17 protein-coding genes are annotated in these 16,103 nt (G+C 42.3%); 14 read left to right on the top strand and 3 right to left on the bottom strand.

Features of this window, described 5'->3' with window-relative positions:
- The first annotated feature begins 207 nt into the window (after positions 1-207).
- The 13 genes from NKR21_RS17340 to NKR21_RS17280 all read left to right on the top strand — a co-directional run bounded on the left by NKR21_RS17340 (position 208) and on the right by NKR21_RS17280 (position 13,726).
- Positions 208-1,401, top strand: a complete 1,194-nt coding sequence (locus tag NKR21_RS17340) for an ornithine--oxo-acid transaminase (RefSeq protein WP_144457057.1) — start codon at positions 208-210, stop codon at positions 1,399-1,401.
- A 111-nt stretch (positions 1,402-1,512) separates the two neighbouring features.
- Positions 1,513-2,928, top strand: coding sequence for an amino acid permease (locus NKR21_RS17335; RefSeq protein WP_088001196.1), 1,416 nt, complete (start codon positions 1,513-1,515; stop codon positions 2,926-2,928).
- 313 nt (positions 2,929-3,241) lie between these two features.
- The gene (locus tag NKR21_RS17330; RefSeq protein ID WP_012011305.1) at positions 3,242-4,279 is read left to right on the top strand and encodes a sugar-binding transcriptional regulator; all 1,038 of its coding nucleotides are present in this window, start codon (positions 3,242-3,244) and stop codon (positions 4,277-4,279) included.
- A gap of 31 nt (positions 4,280-4,310) precedes the next feature.
- The gene (gap, locus tag NKR21_RS17325) at positions 4,311-5,318 is read left to right on the top strand and encodes a type I glyceraldehyde-3-phosphate dehydrogenase (RefSeq protein WP_012011304.1); all 1,008 of its coding nucleotides are present in this window, start codon (positions 4,311-4,313) and stop codon (positions 5,316-5,318) included.
- A 213-nt stretch (positions 5,319-5,531) separates the two neighbouring features.
- Positions 5,532-6,716: a phosphoglycerate kinase gene (locus NKR21_RS17320; protein ID WP_144457059.1), complete on the top strand. Its 1,185-nt coding sequence runs from the start codon at positions 5,532-5,534 to the stop codon at positions 6,714-6,716.
- Positions 6,717-6,746: 30 nt separating this feature from the next.
- Entirely contained in the window at positions 6,747-7,508 is a 762-nt protein-coding gene (gene tpiA, locus NKR21_RS17315) for a triose-phosphate isomerase (protein WP_119125386.1), read from the top strand.
- Positions 7,501-9,036, top strand: a complete 1,536-nt coding sequence (gpmI, locus tag NKR21_RS17310; protein ID WP_012011301.1) for a 2,3-bisphosphoglycerate-independent phosphoglycerate mutase — start codon at positions 7,501-7,503, stop codon at positions 9,034-9,036. The genes tpiA and gpmI overlap by 8 nt, the downstream gene beginning before the upstream one ends.
- 29 nt (positions 9,037-9,065) lie before the next feature.
- On the top strand, positions 9,066-10,358 hold the full coding sequence (gene eno, locus NKR21_RS17305) for a phosphopyruvate hydratase (protein WP_012011300.1): 1,293 nt from the start codon (positions 9,066-9,068) through the stop codon (positions 10,356-10,358).
- A gap of 260 nt (positions 10,359-10,618) precedes the next feature.
- Complete coding sequence (locus tag NKR21_RS17300; RefSeq protein ID WP_012011299.1) at positions 10,619-10,888, top strand: hypothetical protein; 270 nt, start codon at positions 10,619-10,621, stop codon at positions 10,886-10,888.
- Between the two features lie 58 nt (positions 10,889-10,946).
- On the top strand, positions 10,947-11,714 hold the full coding sequence (locus NKR21_RS17295) for an ATP-binding cassette domain-containing protein (protein ID WP_144457061.1): 768 nt from the start codon (positions 10,947-10,949) through the stop codon (positions 11,712-11,714).
- Complete coding sequence (locus NKR21_RS17290; RefSeq protein WP_144457063.1) at positions 11,686-13,083, top strand: hypothetical protein; 1,398 nt, start codon at positions 11,686-11,688, stop codon at positions 13,081-13,083. The genes NKR21_RS17295 and NKR21_RS17290 overlap by 29 nt, the downstream gene beginning before the upstream one ends.
- Positions 13,080-13,448 carry a metalloprotease family protein gene (locus NKR21_RS17285; protein ID WP_144457065.1) on the top strand — a complete coding sequence of 123 codons (369 nt, stop codon included), beginning with the start codon at positions 13,080-13,082 and terminating at the stop codon, positions 13,446-13,448. The genes NKR21_RS17290 and NKR21_RS17285 overlap by 4 nt, the downstream gene beginning before the upstream one ends.
- Complete coding sequence (locus tag NKR21_RS17280; protein WP_144457067.1) at positions 13,445-13,726, top strand: hypothetical protein; 282 nt, start codon at positions 13,445-13,447, stop codon at positions 13,724-13,726. The genes NKR21_RS17285 and NKR21_RS17280 overlap by 4 nt, the downstream gene beginning before the upstream one ends.
- Before the next feature lie 20 nt (positions 13,727-13,746).
- Here NKR21_RS17280 and NKR21_RS17275 read toward each other — a convergent pair whose 3' ends face one another.
- Positions 13,747-14,211, bottom strand: coding sequence for a GNAT family N-acetyltransferase (locus NKR21_RS17275; protein WP_144457069.1), 465 nt, complete (start codon positions 14,209-14,211; stop codon positions 13,747-13,749).
- Between the two features lie 15 nt (positions 14,212-14,226).
- Positions 14,227-14,691, bottom strand: a complete 465-nt coding sequence (locus NKR21_RS17270; protein ID WP_144457072.1) for a hypothetical protein — start codon at positions 14,689-14,691, stop codon at positions 14,227-14,229.
- Between the two features lie 117 nt (positions 14,692-14,808).
- Between NKR21_RS17270 and NKR21_RS17265 the strand changes: the two genes are divergently transcribed.
- Positions 14,809-15,441 carry a MarC family protein gene (locus NKR21_RS17265; RefSeq protein ID WP_144457074.1) on the top strand — a complete coding sequence of 211 codons (633 nt, stop codon included), beginning with the start codon at positions 14,809-14,811 and terminating at the stop codon, positions 15,439-15,441.
- A gap of 55 nt (positions 15,442-15,496) precedes the next feature.
- On the opposite strand, the gene NKR21_RS17260 is transcribed toward NKR21_RS17265, so the two are convergent.
- Positions 15,497-16,033: a GbsR/MarR family transcriptional regulator gene (locus tag NKR21_RS17260; RefSeq protein WP_012011291.1), complete on the bottom strand. Its 537-nt coding sequence runs from the start codon at positions 16,031-16,033 to the stop codon at positions 15,497-15,499.
- Positions 16,034-16,103 lie beyond the last annotated feature (70 nt).

Genomic DNA, 16,103 nt, shown 5'->3' with positions numbered 1-16,103 from the left:
GCGCCACCTCCTGACGTTACTTCTATTTTACATGAAAAATTTTGCGGTTTCCTACAAAAAATTTGGCATGTGCAAAGAAATTTTGCTCAATGAGTGATTTAGATCCTTGTGATCAAGCGGTCAGAAAGTTGGCACGATCCTTGCATAACATATGGATGAAGATGTATCCAAATGAAAGAAGCTACCTGATAGAAGGAGGAATAGATGATGACACAGACAAAAGAATTGATTCAACAAACAGAACAATATGGAGCGGCAAACTATCATCCACTGCCAATTGTCATTTCAGAGGCTGAGGGAGTGTGGGTGACAGACCCTGAAGGCAATCGATATATGGATATGCTAAGTGCGTATTCCGCAGTGAACCAAGGACATCGCCACCCTCGCATCATTGAAGCGCTAAAAAAACAGGCAGACCGTGTGACACTCACGTCGAGAGCCTTTCATAATGATCAGCTTGGCCCTTGGTATGAGAAAATTTGCAAACTGACAAATAAAGACATGGCACTCCCAATGAATACAGGTGCTGAGGCTGTAGAAACAGCCATAAAAGCCGCAAGACGCTGGGGCTATGATGTAAAGGGAATCGAAGAGAACCGTGCAGAAATCATTGCGTGTGTTGGCAATTTCCATGGGAGAACGATGACGGCTGTGTCTCTTTCCTCAGAAGCAGAATATCAAAGAGGTTTCGGTCCAATGCTTCCTGGAATTAAGCTGATTCCTTACGGAGATATTGAAGCGTTACGTGAAGCAATCACACCACAGACAGCGGCTTTCCTCATTGAACCGATTCAAGGTGAAGCAGGTATTGTCATGCCGCCAGAAGGATTCTTGAAAGATGCAAAAGCGCTTTGTGAACAAGAACATGTGTTGTTCATTGCAGATGAAATTCAAGTGGGATTAGCACGAACAGGTAAGATGTTTGCTTGTGATTGGGAAGACATTGAGCCAGATATGCTGATTCTTGGGAAAGCTTTAGGCGGCGGAGTATTCCCAATCTCATGTGTCGTAGCAAACCGTGATATTTTAGGTGTGTTTAACCCCGGTTCTCATGGGTCTACTTTTGGAGGAAATCCACTTGCATGTGCGGTGTCGCTTGCTGCACTGGATGTCTTAATCGACGAAAAACTTGCAGCACGCTCTATGGAGCTTGGTGAATACTTCAAAGACAAATTGTCACGCATTCAAAGTCCTATGATTAAAGAAGTGCGTGGACGCGGACTATTTATAGGCATGGAGCTGACAGAGGCAGCTAGACCTTATTGTGAAAAGCTAAAACAAGCAGGTTTGTTATGTAAGGAAACTCATGAAACCGTCATCCGTTTTGCACCACCGCTGACCATTTCAAAAGAAGATTTAGACTGGGCGATTGGTCATATTGAAGCATTGTTTCAAGCTTAAATAGCAAAGGGGGAGGAGGCTTCACTTTCTCCCTTTCTTTTTCAACAAACAGCGAATTTTGTCAAAGGATGCTGAATAGAAGAGATAAGAGAAAGTGGGGAAGTGGATTTGATGCAAGAACAGCATAATGAATTAGAGCGTTCCATGAAAAGCAGACATCTCTTTATGATTGCCCTAGGTGGCGTCATCGGTACGGGTCTTTTCCTTGGATCAGGACTGATTATCCATCAGGCAGGACCAGGGGGAGCCATTCTATCGTTTATCATTGGTGGATTTTTAATGTATTTGGTCATGCTGTGTCTTGGAGAATTAGCAGTGGCGATGCCGACCGCCGGTTCCTTTCAGGAATATGCAACCAAATATATCGGCCCGTCCACAGGTTTTATGATCGGCTGGCTGTATTGGTTTAGCTGGGCGTGTACAATTGGTCTGGAGTTTACATCAGCAGGCATATTGCTCCAAAGGTGGTTTCCAGATATCCCGGTTTGGCTTTGGTGTCTAGCATTTAGCGTCATATTATTTGCCGTGAATGCCATCTCTGCTCGCAGCTTCGCTGAAACGGAGTTTTGGTTTTCAGCCATTAAGGTTGCGGCCATCCTATTGTTTATTATCATCGGAATTGGCGCAATTTTCGGAATGATTCATTTGAAAGGCGGAGAACCAGCCCCTTTATTTCATCATTTGACGGATCATGGCGGACTATTTCCTAATGGTGTTTTTGCTATTTTATTAACCATGGTCACGGTCAATTTCTCCTTTCAAGGAACAGAGCTTGTAGGGATCGCAGCAGGTGAGAGTGAAAGCCCTGAAAAAACATTGCCTCGATCAATACGAAATATTATTTGGAGAACAATGGTCTTTTTCGTTTTATCCATTGCGGTTCTAGCCGCACTCCTTCCATGGCAGACAGCAGGCGCAGTCGACAGTCCGTTTGTGGTCGTGCTGGACAAGGTCGGCATCCCATATGCTGCAGATATCATGAATTTTATTATCATCACAGCGGTCTTATCTGTAGCAAACTCTGGATTGTATGCATCATCACGTATGCTCTGGTCACTTTCAAAGGACGGAAAAGGACCCGACTTTACGAAAAAACTGTCCAAGCGTAAAATCCCGATCAATGCATTATTGGTGACAATGGGTGTATCTGCTCTATCTCTGCTTACAAGTGTCGTGGCACCAAAAACGGTGTATGTGTGGCTTATTTCAATTTCTGGAATGGTTCTTGTTGTCGTGTGGATGTCCATTTGTTTGTCTCAATATTTCTTTAGAAAACAATTCATAAAAGACGGTGGAGATGTAAAGGATCTCGTCTTCCGTACACCGCTCTATCCATTTGTCCCACTAGCAGGCTTCATCGCCTTTGGCATCGTGCTTATCAGCTTATTCTTTATTGAGGATCAGCGAATTGGCCTTTATTGCGGCGTACCGTTTATGGCCGCCTGCTACATCATTTATTATCTCAAAATCAAACCGAAGGAAGAGGCAAAGCGTTTCGCCGAAGAGGAAGGAATTCCAAAAACATAAAAGACCGACTATATAAAAAATGTGCATGCGGCCCTCTTACGCATGCACACTTTCATGGATGAATTCATTCAATATAGAAGAAAATAAAATATTTTGAAAAGAAATATCATAGCAAGAACCTTGATGACAAGCAGGTTATCGGTGAAAATGTGTCTATTTTTTGTCTAAATGTGTTTGTAGGAGTTGAAAATGCAAGATTATCCTGTTAAAATAATTAAAGAAAGCAGGGATTGATTTTTTTTGGCTGTGGCGGGACGTTTTTTGTCACAGTGGGACGTTTTTAGTCCAACGTGAAAAGAAAGGGTCGTTAGCCATGAATCGTTTATTGGAAGCTCAAAAAAAATTATTGCCAGATCTTCTCACAGTTATGCAAAAACGCTACGACATTTTGCAATACATCAGGTTAGCTGAACCAATCGGCCGCAGAAGCCTTGCGACGAGTCTAGGTCTCAGTGAACGCATCTTAAGAGCTGAAGTTCAGTTTTTAAAAGAGCAAAATCTGCTGGATGTCAAAACGAGCGGCATGATGCTGACGAGTGAAGGTCACGCTTTGCTTGAAATGCTTGAAGGAATGATGAAGGACGTTTTAGGTTTAACCTTTTTGGAAAATACATTAAAGAGGAAGTTAGGCCTAGAAGAAGTCATGATCGTTTCTGGTGACAGTGATGAATCCCCGTGGGTGAAGCAAGAGATGGGAAGAGCTGCTGTGCAATGTATGAAAAAAAGGTTTACTGGAAATAATATCGTCGCCGTCACTGGCGGAACGACGATGGAAGCCGTTGCCGAAATGATGACCCCTGATGCTAAAAACAGAGACATGATGTTTGTCCCTGCAAGAGGCGGTCTTGGGGAGAATGTAAAAAATCAGGCAAACACCATTTGTGCCCACATGGCTGAAAAAGCTTCCGGTACTTACAAACTGCTGTTTGTTCCAGGACAGTTGTCAGAAGGTGCTTACTCTTCCATTATTGAAGAGCCGTCCGTCAAAGAAGTGCTTCAAACGATTAAATCATCCACGATGCTCATTCATGGAATCGGTGAAGCAAAAACAATGGCGATGAGACGAAACACACCAGCTGAAGATTTAAAAAAGATTGATGAGCATGACGCAGTGACAGAGGCCTTTGGCTATTACTTTAACCGTGATGGTGAGGTCGTCCACAAAGTGCACTCCGTCGGCATGCAGCTAGATGATTTAGAAAGCATTCCACACATCATTGCTGTTGCAGGTGGATCATCAAAGGCAGGGGCCATTGAAGCTTATTTCAAAAAACCCCGCCGAACGGTTCTCGTCACAGACGAAGGAGCCGCAAAAGAGTTATTAAGGGAGTCAATTGATCCCTCAATATAAAACATTGTGACCTATAAAAGGAGGAAACATCATGGCAGTAAAAGTCGGTATTAACGGATTTGGACGTATTGGACGTAACGTATTTCGTGCAGCATTAAACAATCCTGAAGTTGAGGTAGTAGCGGTTAACGATCTAACAGACGCTAACATGCTTGCACACCTTTTACAATATGACTCTGTTCACGGAAAACTAGATGCAGAGGTTTCTGTAGATGGTACGAACTTAGTAGTGAACGGTAAAACAATCGAAGTATCAGCTGAGCGTGACCCTGCGAAATTAAGCTGGGGTAAACAAGGCGTAGAAATCGTTGTTGAATCTACTGGATTCTTCACAAAACGTGCAGACGCTGCAAAACACTTAGAAGCTGGCGCTAAAAAAGTCATCATCTCTGCTCCTGCTAACGAAGAAGATATCACAATCGTTATGGGTGTAAACGAAGACAAATACGATGCAGCTAGCCACGATGTCATCTCTAATGCATCTTGTACAACAAACTGCTTAGCTCCATTTGCAAAAGTACTTAACGATAAATTTGGTATTAAACGCGGTATGATGACAACAGTTCACTCATACACAAATGACCAACAAATTCTTGATCTTCCGCACAAAGACTACCGTCGTGCTCGTGCAGCTGCGGAAAACATCATCCCAACTTCTACAGGTGCTGCGAAAGCTGTTTCACTTGTATTGCCTGAACTTAAAGGTAAATTAAACGGTGGCGCTATGCGTGTTCCAACACCTAACGTTTCTTTAGTTGACCTTGTAGCTGAATTAAACCAAGATGTAACGGCTGAAGATGTAAATGCAGCACTTAAAGAAGCAGCTGAAGGAGAACTTAATGGAATCCTTGGCTACAGCGAAGAGCCATTAGTATCTGGTGACTATAATGGTAATGCAAACTCTTCAACAATCGATGCTCTTTCTACAATGGTAATGGAAGGCAGCATGGTGAAAGTCATTTCTTGGTACGATAACGAGAGTGGATATTCTCACCGCGTTGTTGACCTTGCAGCTTACATTGCAAAACAAGGTCTTTAATTTGTCACACTGAAGGAACTCACTTGGTTCTTTCCTAGAGACACGATATAATGAAGACGGACAAGGGAAGGGGAAGCATCCCTTTCCCTTTTTCTCTGTTTTTATCCGTTCTGCACGATTTCTCGTTTTGATGAGGGCAAAATGGGAAAAGGATAAAGAGAGACTTGTCCAATGCGTAAGGAAACCAGAATAAAGGAGGATCTCCTGACGAGCATGAATAAGAAATCAGTAAAAGACATTGACGTAAAAGGTAAAGTTGTGTTCTGCCGCGTAGATTTTAACGTTCCAATGAAGGACGGAAAAGTGACGGATGATACTCGTATTCGCGCAGCATTACCAACGATTGAGTATTTAACAGGACAAGGCGCAAAGGTACTACTAGCTAGTCATTTGGGTCGTCCGAAAGGTCAAGTTACTGAAGAATTGCGTCTGACACCTGTAGCGAAACGTCTGCAAGAGCTTCTTGGACAAGAAGTGAAAAAAGCGGATGAAGCTTACGGCGACAACGTGAAAAAGCAAATCTCTGACTTAAAAGAAGGAGATGTGCTAGTGCTTGAAAACGTTCGTTTCTATCCTGGTGAAGAAAAGAACGATCCTGAACTATCAAAAGCATTTGCTGATTTAGCTGATGTGTATGTCAATGATGCATTCGGTGCTGCACACCGTGCACATGCATCCACTGCTGGTATTGCAGCTTATCTTCCGGCTGTTTCGGGCTTCCTCATGCAAAAAGAGCTTGAGGTTCTAGGAAAAGCCATTTCAAACCCTGATCGCCCATTTACAGCGATTATTGGTGGCGCAAAAGTAAAGGATAAAATCGGTGTGATTGAAAGTCTTCTTGATAAAGTGGACAACCTTATCATCGGCGGCGGACTTGCTTACACATTTGTGAAAGCACTAGGTCACGAAGTAGGGAAATCTCTATTAGAAGAAGACAAAGTCGATTTAGCGAAATCCTTTATGGACCGTGCAAAAGAAAAAGGCGTGAACTTCCTGATTCCAACAGATGTTCTGGTAGCCGACGACTTTTCAAATGATGCGAATACGAGCATTGTGCCAATCTCTGAAATTCCAAGTGATCTAGAAGCACTTGATATTGGAACAGAGACAATAAGCAAGTACGCTGATGTGATTAAAAACAGCAAACTTGTTGTTTGGAACGGACCAATGGGTGTATTTGAAATCGACGCATTCGCTAAAGGAACAAAAGCAATCGCAGAAGCACTGGCAGAAGCAAAAGATACATATTCTGTCATTGGCGGTGGAGATTCAGCAGCAGCTGTTGAGAAATTTGGTCTTGCTGATCAGATGAGCCACATTTCTACAGGCGGCGGTGCTTCACTTGAATTTATGGAAGGCAAAGAGCTTCCAGGTGTTACTGCATTAAACGATAAATAAGACCAAAACTGCTATAAGGAAGTGTCAATCATGAGAAAACCAATTATAGCTGGGAACTGGAAAATGAACAAAACACTTGGCGAAGCGGTTAGCTTCGTTGAAGAAGTCAAGTCATCCATTCCATCTCCTGACAAAGTGGAAGCAATTGTCTGTGCGCCAGCCCTTTTCCTTGAAAAGCTCAACAGCCTTTCTAATGGAACAGACCTTAAAATTGGTGCACAAAACATGCACTTTGAAGAAAATGGTGCATTCACTGGTGAAATCAGTCCTGCTGCACTAAAAGATCTTGGCATCGGCTACTCAGTGATCGGTCATTCAGAGCGCCGGGAGTTCTTTGCTGAAACAGATGAAACAGTGAACAAAAAAGCACATGCTGCATTCAAGCATGGCATCGTTCCAATTATCTGTGTAGGTGAAACGCTTGAAGAGCGTGAAGCTGGCAAAACAAATGAACTTGTCGCTGATCAAGTGAAGAAAGCACTAGCTGGTTTCACAACTCAGCAAGTCGCTGAATCTGTTATTGCATATGAGCCAATTTGGGCTATCGGTACAGGGAAATCTTCTACAGCGAAAGATGCAAACGACGTTTGCGCGCATATCCGTCAAACGGTTGCAAGCGAATATGGTCAAGAAGCGGCAGACAGCCTTCGCATTCAATATGGCGGAAGCGTGAAACCTGCGAATATTAAAGAATATATGGCAGAATCCGATATTGACGGTGCTTTGGTAGGCGGCGCAAGCTTAGAACCTCAGTCTTTCGTTCAATTATTGGAGGAAGGTCAATATGAGTAAGAAACCAGCTGCATTAATCATCTTAGATGGATTCGGTTTAAGAGGCGAAACAGTCGGTAACGCTGTTGCCCAAGCAAAGAAACCGAACTTCGACCGCTACTGGAACGAATTCCCGCATCAAACCTTAACGGCTTCAGGTGAGGCAGTAGGCCTCCCGCAAGGTCAAATGGGGAACTCTGAAGTTGGGCATTTGAACATCGGTGCAGGACGCATTGTGTATCAAAGCTTAACAAGAGTGAATGTTGCCATTCGTGATGGGGAATTTGAGAAAAATGAAACGTTCCTAGAGGCAATGACTTATGCAAAAGAGAATGACAAGGCCCTTCATTTATTCGGTCTTCTGTCAGACGGCGGTGTGCACAGCCACATCCAGCATCTTTTTGCCTTGCTGAAACTAGCGAAAAAAGAAGGCTTAACAAAAGTATACATTCACGGCTTCTTGGACGGACGTGATGTTGGTCAAAAGACAGCTAAAGTGTACTTAAAACAGCTTGAAGAACAAATCAAAGAAATCGGTGTCGGAGAAGTGGCAACACTTTCTGGACGCTATTACTCAATGGACCGTGACAAACGCTGGGATCGTGTGGAGAAAGCATATCGCGCGATGGCGTATGGTGAAGGCCCAAGTTATCAAAACATCTATGATGTCGTTGATGACTCCTATGAAAATGGAATCTACGATGAATTCGTTATTCCATCTGTCATCACGAGAGAAAATGGTGAGCCAGTTGCCAAAGTAAACGACGGCGATTCTGTGATTTTCTATAACTTCCGCCCAGACCGTGCGATCCAAATTTCGAACACTTTCACAAATGAAGATTTCCGCTCGTTTGATCGCGGAGAAGCACATCCGAAGAATTTACACTTCGTCTGCTTCACACACTTCAGTGAAACGGTTGATGGCTATGTTGCCTTCAAACCAGTGAATTTGGATAACACAGTAGGAGAAGTGCTAGCGCAAAATGGATTGAAACAGCTGCGGATTGCTGAAACAGAGAAATATCCTCACGTGACGTTCTTTATGAGCGGTGGACGTGAAGAAGAATTTCCTGGTGAAGACCGTATCTTGATCAATTCTCCAGATGTGGCAACCTATGACCTCAAGCCAGAAATGAGCGCTTATGAAGTAAAGGATGCACTTGTTGCAGACATCAATGCTGACAAGCATGATGCGATCATCTTGAACTTTGCTAACCCGGATATGGTTGGTCATTCAGGTATGCTCGAGCCAACAATCAAAGCCATTGAAGCAGTAGATGAGTGCTTAGGAGCTGTTGTCGACGCAATCCTAGCAAAAGGCGGACATGCCATCATCACGGCAGACCACGGTAACGCAGACGTGCTTATTACCGAAGAAGGAAAGCCGCATACTGCACATACAACAAACCCTGTTCCAGTGATCGTAACGAAAAAAGGGGCAACGCTTAGAGAAGGCGGTATTCTAGCCGATCTATCTCCAACGCTTTTAGACTTACTTGGTGTTGAAAAACCAAAAGAGATGACAGGAACATCATTGATTCAGAAATAACAAATTGATTCAAAAGGAGAGAAATAACGATGCCATACATTGTTGACGTATATGCACGCGAAGTATTAGACTCTCGCGGTAACCCAACAGTTGAAGTAGAAGTTTACACAGAATCTGGCGGCTTTGGCCGTGCACTAGTACCAAGTGGTGCTTCTACAGGTGAATATGAAGCAGTAGAACTACGTGACGGAGACAAAGACCGTTACCTAGGAAAAGGTGTTCTGACAGCTGTAAACAACGTAAACGAAATCATTGCACCAGAGCTTTTAGGCTTTGATGTCACTGAACAAGTAGCAATTGACAAAATGTTAATCGAACTTGATGGAACAGAAAATAAAGGGAAATTAGGCGCAAACGCAATCCTTGGCGTATCTATCGCTGTAGCACGTGCGGCTGCTGATTTCTTACAAATTCCACTTTACCAATACCTTGGTGGATTCAACTCCAAAACGCTTCCAGTACCAATGATGAACATCGTCAATGGCGGAGAGCATGCGGATAACAACGTAGACATTCAAGAATTCATGATTATGCCTGTAGGTGCACCGAACTTCCGTGAAGCACTTCGCATGGGCGCACAAATCTTCCATAGCCTAAAATCTGTATTAAGTGCAAAAGGCTTAAACACAGCTGTAGGTGACGAAGGTGGATTCGCTCCAAACCTTGGTTCTAACGAAGAAGCACTTCAAACAATCGTAGAAGCGATTGAAAAAGCTGGTTTCAAACCAGGTGAAGAAGTGAAACTTGCAATGGATGCTGCATCTTCTGAGTTCTACAACAAAGAAGACGGTAAATATCATTTATCAGGCGAAGGTGTTGTGAAAACATCTGCTGAAATGGTTGACTGGTATGAAGATATGGTATCGAAATACCCAATCATCTCAATCGAAGACGGCCTTGATGAAAACGACTGGGAAGGTCACAAACTATTAACTGAGCGCCTTGGTAGCAAGGTTCAGCTAGTAGGAGATGACTTGTTCGTGACAAACACGAAGAAGCTTTCTGAAGGAATCAAAAACGGCGTTGGTAACTCAATCCTAATCAAAGTAAACCAAATCGGTACATTAACTGAAACATTTGATGCAATCGAAATGGCAAAACGTGCAGGATACACAGCTGTTATCTCTCACCGCTCTGGTGAAACAGAAGATAGCACAATTGCAGACATCGCTGTTGCAACAAACGCTGGACAAATCAAAACAGGTGCTCCGTCTCGTACGGACCGTGTGGCGAAATACAACCAATTACTTCGCATCGAAGATCAATTGGCTGAAACAGCTCAATACCACGGCATTGAAACATTCTATAACTTGAATAAATAATGCCAGCAACGCGCTGCGTTCCGCTCTTATATCAGAGTGGGCGCAGCGTTTTTTTTTTGTGTTGATAGAGATTCCGCAGCTGTTTCAATAGTCACATCCTATTTTTGTAAAAAATCGTCCTTCAGTCAGAGGGAAAGCGCACAGCTTTACCATTTATAAGCAATAGATCATGAAAAATCGACTAAAAATATGATCTGAAATGAACTTATGTTTTCTGTATGCGGGATGGTATCATTTTACATATATTAGGGGGTGATGAGATGCTGAATCCTTTTAGCCTTCGTTTTCCAGTAGGTGTGTATATGTATGTCCTTCACCTATTGGCGGCTTATGATGAAAGGAAGCAACGAATTCTAACTTCTAAGAACGTACAGAAAAATGCATTTTGGATTTATGTCCTTGCCGCTATTTTAGGTATTGTGACAGTCGCAGCATTGATTTGGGCATGCAAGACTTTTGGAAAAGGCTCTAAATTTTTAGGCGAATTCAAGTTCTTAGGCATGTACGTGAAAATCAAATGCGGTTTCTAACACGGATGAGAACAGATGCAAGGTCATCTGTTCCATCTGAAACAAACGGAGGAATATGATGCTGACTTTACAATTACAAGAAAAAACGTATAGCCGCACCTTCTCTCTTCGTCATATACAACTGAACGTGGAGAAAGGCCAGACGATGCTTCTTTTAGGACACAATGGGGCAGGAAAGACAACCATGATCCAAGCTATGTTTGGACTCACGCCATTTACTGGCTACGTTTCCTTACATGGTGAACAGCTGAACCTTCAATCCTCAGCACATATTTCACTTTTGAAAAAACACGTTTCTTATATTCCTGACGATCATGCATTGTTCGATTATTTAACACCAAGGGAATACTTTCAATTACTTCAGCTGCCACATGAGCAAGATGTTACACGTGAAGAGACATTTACGGATTTGTTTGAGCTGAGTCCGTATATGGATCAGCCAATCGCTCAGCTGTCCCATGGCAATCAAAAGAAAACACAGATTATTTCGCAGCTCCTCAGACCGTGTGATTATTATGTATTTGACGAGCCAACGAACGGACTTGATCCAGATATGATGATCATCTTAAAAAAGGTGCTCATGAAGCTGAGAGATCAAGGCGCTGGCATCCTGATATCAACTCATCATTTGAGCTTTGGTGATACATTATATGATCATCTCATGATCTTAAGGAATGGTGATATCAAGCTGAATATGTCCCGCCAAGAAACGAAAGAGACATATCCTCATCAGGCACTTGAAGAGATTTATAAAGAAGTAAATCGAGATTACTATATGCAGGTGGAGAGGTTACTCAATGATTTGGACACGACACGTTCTTCATAAAATAGAATGGGGCATGCTGACAACGAAAGGAAAGCAGCTTGGAAAAAAGTATCCTTTGCAGCTTCTCGCAGCCGCCGTTTTTTTCTTGCTCATCTATGCGATATATGTTGTCATCAGCCTGCGCTTTTACATGCAGGTAGGTGAAAGGGAGCCGGCTGCGCTATACACCCAATTTGTCAAAATGTCGCTCTTACTATTAGGAGCAGGGATTGTGTTATCCCGGAATAAACTGAAGCGCCAAGAATATCAATTCTACTTTTTGAACAGTGCGATACAAAGTGTACCATTTGTCCTTTGTGCCTATTTCTTTCCAGTGCTTTTTTGCTTTCTCATGGCTGGACTGCTTTTTTTACCGCTTGTATTAGGTCTTTTGATCACAGGTGTCACCCCAACTCTGTATTGGATCATCGTTGTCTGCATCACATGCGGCATATTGGCACTTTATACGCTCTCTTCATGGATGCTGATGAGGATCGGTATAAGCCGTTTCATATTAAAAACAAAGGAACATTTACTGCTACAAACGATCGGCTTTGCGGGATTTCAATTATTTATATTTCTTCTTTTTCAAAAAGCGGTACAGATGATCCATGTATGGCCGGCTGTCTATCTGACGTTGCTGGTGATCCTTCTAAGCGCTGGATGGCTATGGGTAAAGGGATTAGCAGCTTGCTATGTACATCAAATGTTTATGCAGTTGAAAACAGAGATAAAGTCATTTTCTTATCAGAAAATCAGAATGACCTCTTCCTTTTTGACGCATTTGCGGCAGGAAATGGTCTATTTCATCCGATCAGCCGTTTTTAAAGAACAAGGCATTTTGTTCCTCTTTCTCGTTTGTTTGACGGTTGGGCTGCCATTTGTTTTTACACCGGAAGAAACTGGATGGCTATATGCCTTTATTGTGCAGTTTGCGTTAAAGGAAATATTGATCATGCTTCCGCTGATGATTGGCAGAGAATATCATCTCAATCAACGGGCTATCTTTATGTTAAATACATCAAAGGGCGCGTATATATCGTCGAGAATTTTATTTTATTACACAATCAATTTATTCATTTATTTTATGTATATTGGCCTTGCTTATTTGGTGATCGGTATTGAAAGTGAAGGTCATGGCTTGGCGAGCTTGTCCATTTTATTCATGACCGTCATGGCAGCCTGTACGGGATTTGTCGTGAAAATCAGTGATTTTAATAAACTGTTTGTCATCGTGATGATGATTGCTGTATTCAGCTTCATCGATATGCTTTTATTACAATGGCTGTCAGCTAATATGTTTCTTCTTGCCACCGCTTATCTATTTGGTTCACTTGCCTTTTTCAGTTGTATATATGCTGTGATGGTAAAAAGGCCGATATTGCGATGATCGGGCTGATCCTCAGTTTACTAGCTGTTGTGCTCATTCATGAAATCGGTCATATACTGATGATCATAGTGTGTAACAAACTCGAAAAAAGGCAGCTCTTTGATTTTGTGGTAACGATTGATTGGAAGCATGTGGCGATCGTCCATGAGACATTTGCCAGGCCGAGCTCTAATCTGATGGTGGCGCTTGCGGGTCCGCTGTTTCCGGTACTCTGCTCGATTGTGCTTTTTTTGATATGGAAGCATCCGATGAGTCATCAGCTGCTATTTTTTTCTTTACTGAACACTGTGATGCTGCATCCAGCTTGCCCAGACGGACAAAATATCACAGCCAGTTTAAAAGAGATGAAGGAGAGAAAGAGATGATTAAAGTATTTCATTCGTTTTCTAGCGGCTTAACATTTGCGATGCTGTATCTATTTGCTGTGTTTATGACCCCTGTCTTTTTACTACTGCTAGAGGTCAATCAAATCGAATCAAGTCCAACGCTGTTTGGCATGCCATTTTATATCATGAAAATTGAAGAGTATCAATTCAGCTCTGAGGCGACGCTTTTTGGATGCGTTGTCTGCTTTTTAGCTGGCGCTGTGCTTTATTTTTTCATTCAATATGTGATTCATGCTATGAAGAAAAGAAGAGCATAAAAAAAGCAGGCTGAAAAAAATCAGTCTGCTTGAAATGTGAGAGACAGCCGTACCATATCCATACACTGAATCCCATTTTCATAAATTGGTTCATCATAGTGCTTCAGAAAGAAACCGTGATCGATGGATGCTATGCGAAAACCACATTTTTGATAAAGTGCGAGCTGCTGAATACTCGAGTTGCCAGTGCCAATTTCAATCGTATGAAAACCAGCGACTTTCGCTTCAGCGATCGCATGGTGGATCAGCTGCTTCCCAATTCCCTTTCCTTGCCATGACTCCTTTACCGCAACATTCATGATTTCCACTGTATGCTGAGAGAGCGGTGTCAGTACATAGACACCAATCACATCCTCTTCATGAAAGGCGGCATAACAAGAACCAGATTGTACATAAGTGAGAACCTTTTCCTTTGAAGGATCAGCTAATAGTAAAAGATCCATTGGGAGAGATTCATCATGAGATAATGGCCGAATCTGTATCACATTTTTTCATCCTTTCTATTCTTTAATATACCCTTGTTTCACGCCCCAATCGTATTGGTCCTGTACCCACTGTGAGGGAGGATGATGGGTGACATTCGGGTCTTTTTTGACAGTTGGTTTCCTTGTAGACTGAGTGGTCTGCTGATTTGCTTGAGCAGTAGCTTTTGCTGCTGCCAGCTCTTTTTGAAGCTGGTCGATTTTTACCTCAAGCGCTTTACGCTGTTTGACCTCTTTTTCATAGGCTTTCTTTTCTTTTTTGAGCTTTTTTGTGACGTTGGCTATTTGCTTTTTTTGTTCATCGTTTTTATGCTTCATATCTGTTTGATCTGATGTTAACTGCTTGAGCTTCAGATCGCTCGTTTTGCTTTCTTGCTGATGAGTTTTCTCTGCCTTTTCGATGGTTTGCTGCTGCCAAACAATCCAGCCACCTAAGGCAATAACTGCTACAGAAAGAAGAATGATCGTCATTGTTTTCTTCATGTGTGAACCCCTTTCTTTAAACCTCTATTATCATCGGTTAAAGATATACAGGTTTTAACATCACAAGGGAATATTCACATCAGAATGGCAGACACTATGAAAAAAGGAGGGTGTCTGTTGATTTCCTTTATGATTCATGTTGTCGTCTCATTATTTGCTGTATCAAACCCCATTGGAAACGTACCGCTTTTCATTACCTTAACAGAGGGCTATACAGAGAAAGAGCGCTCCCAGACAGCCAAAAAAGCCATCGTGGTCTCTTTTATTATTTTGATTGCCTTTTTATTGGCAGGCAGGCTCATTTTCAAATTGTTTGGGATCGATATTCATGCACTCCGTATCGCTGGCGGTATTTTTATTTTTGGCATCGCTTACAATTTGCTGAATGCAAAAGAATCTCACGTTCAAAATCCTCATTCAGAGGAGAAGGCAGAAAGCAAAGAGAAGGCAGATATCTCCGTTACACCTCTTGCCATTCCGATCATCGCTGGTCCCGGTACAATCGCTACAGTCATGAGTTTAACCCCTGGAAGTCAAGGGATGCTCCACATGTTTTCGATTCTAATCGGCATTGTCATTGTTCTTACCATGACGTATTATGCCTTTCATTATTCAAGTTTTATTATGCGGAAAATGGGGAAAACAGAGATGAATGTCGTGACGCGATTGATGGGATTAATTCTGGCTGTAGTGGCAGTTGAAATGATCGGCGCAGGCTTAAAAGGGATGTTTCCGATGTTTATGTCATAAGTGTATATAAAAAAGCTGTTTTTTTCTACAATGATGTAAAATAAAACAGCTTTTTTTAAGGTTTCGGCACATGCTTAAATACTTCTTCACTTTCAAAGAACTCAATTAAGCGGCTAATCCAATCATAGTAATCAAGACTTTCCTTGATTTCTGAAAGAAGCAGATTGATTTTATCCTCTGTTTCTTCTGGTAAATCTTCCTGTTCAAGCAGCTCTTGCAATTCCTTGCACGTTTTCTTATGTGCTTTACGGTTTTTACTGACAACACGTGTCCAATTGGCTGCAAACAATGAAATAAACGTTTGGTATTGATCTTGCTCAACGTCATAAAGATCTTTACGTATTCCTTTTTCATAAACCTTTTCCGCAATATTTAAATCGAGCATTTCTCGAACGACTTGACTCATCCTCGTTTTGCTCATGCCGGTCGCCTCTGATAGCTCTTCCAGCGTCATTGGTTTACGGTTCATGTGAATGATACCAAGCACTCTACCCACTGTAGAAGAAAGACCAAAGGCATTCATGTTCTCTGCAGCTTTTTCAATATAATGATCCTGTGCTTTTTGAATGGCGCCTAGCGCTTGCTTGTCCACTCCCCGCTTCATCCCTTCACGATTGACAATTTGTAACACAATATATCATATACCTGTTTGTTGATGAAAA

The organism is Bacillus sp. 1735sda2, from assembly GCF_024159245.1.
In the GTDB taxonomy this organism is placed as follows: domain Bacteria; phylum Bacillota; class Bacilli; order Bacillales; family Bacillaceae; genus Bacillus; species Bacillus pumilus_O.
Note: the sequence above shows the minus strand (reverse complement) of the source record. Positions and strands in the feature narration are given on the sequence as shown.

Coding starts and splice junctions, on each gene's coding strand:
- NKR21_RS17340 (WP_144457057.1), top strand. CDS start 208: ATGACACAGACAAAAGAATTGATTCAACAAACAGAACAATATGGAGCG.
- NKR21_RS17335 (WP_088001196.1), top strand. CDS start 1,513: ATGCAAGAACAGCATAATGAATTAGAGCGTTCCATGAAAAGCAGACAT.
- NKR21_RS17330 (WP_012011305.1), top strand. CDS start 3,242: ATGAATCGTTTATTGGAAGCTCAAAAAAAATTATTGCCAGATCTTCTC.
- gap (WP_012011304.1), top strand. CDS start 4,311: ATGGCAGTAAAAGTCGGTATTAACGGATTTGGACGTATTGGACGTAAC.
- NKR21_RS17320 (WP_144457059.1), top strand. CDS start 5,532: ATGAATAAGAAATCAGTAAAAGACATTGACGTAAAAGGTAAAGTTGTG.
- tpiA (WP_119125386.1), top strand. CDS start 6,747: ATGAGAAAACCAATTATAGCTGGGAACTGGAAAATGAACAAAACACTT.
- gpmI (WP_012011301.1), top strand. CDS start 7,501: ATGAGTAAGAAACCAGCTGCATTAATCATCTTAGATGGATTCGGTTTA.
- eno (WP_012011300.1), top strand. CDS start 9,066: ATGCCATACATTGTTGACGTATATGCACGCGAAGTATTAGACTCTCGC.
- NKR21_RS17300 (WP_012011299.1), top strand. CDS start 10,619: ATGCTGAATCCTTTTAGCCTTCGTTTTCCAGTAGGTGTGTATATGTAT.
- NKR21_RS17295 (WP_144457061.1), top strand. CDS start 10,947: ATGCTGACTTTACAATTACAAGAAAAAACGTATAGCCGCACCTTCTCT.
- NKR21_RS17290 (WP_144457063.1), top strand. CDS start 11,686: ATGATTTGGACACGACACGTTCTTCATAAAATAGAATGGGGCATGCTG.
- NKR21_RS17285 (WP_144457065.1), top strand. CDS start 13,080: ATGATCGGGCTGATCCTCAGTTTACTAGCTGTTGTGCTCATTCATGAA.
- NKR21_RS17280 (WP_144457067.1), top strand. CDS start 13,445: ATGATTAAAGTATTTCATTCGTTTTCTAGCGGCTTAACATTTGCGATG.
- NKR21_RS17270 (WP_144457072.1), bottom strand. CDS start 14,691: ATGAAGAAAACAATGACGATCATTCTTCTTTCTGTAGCAGTTATTGCC.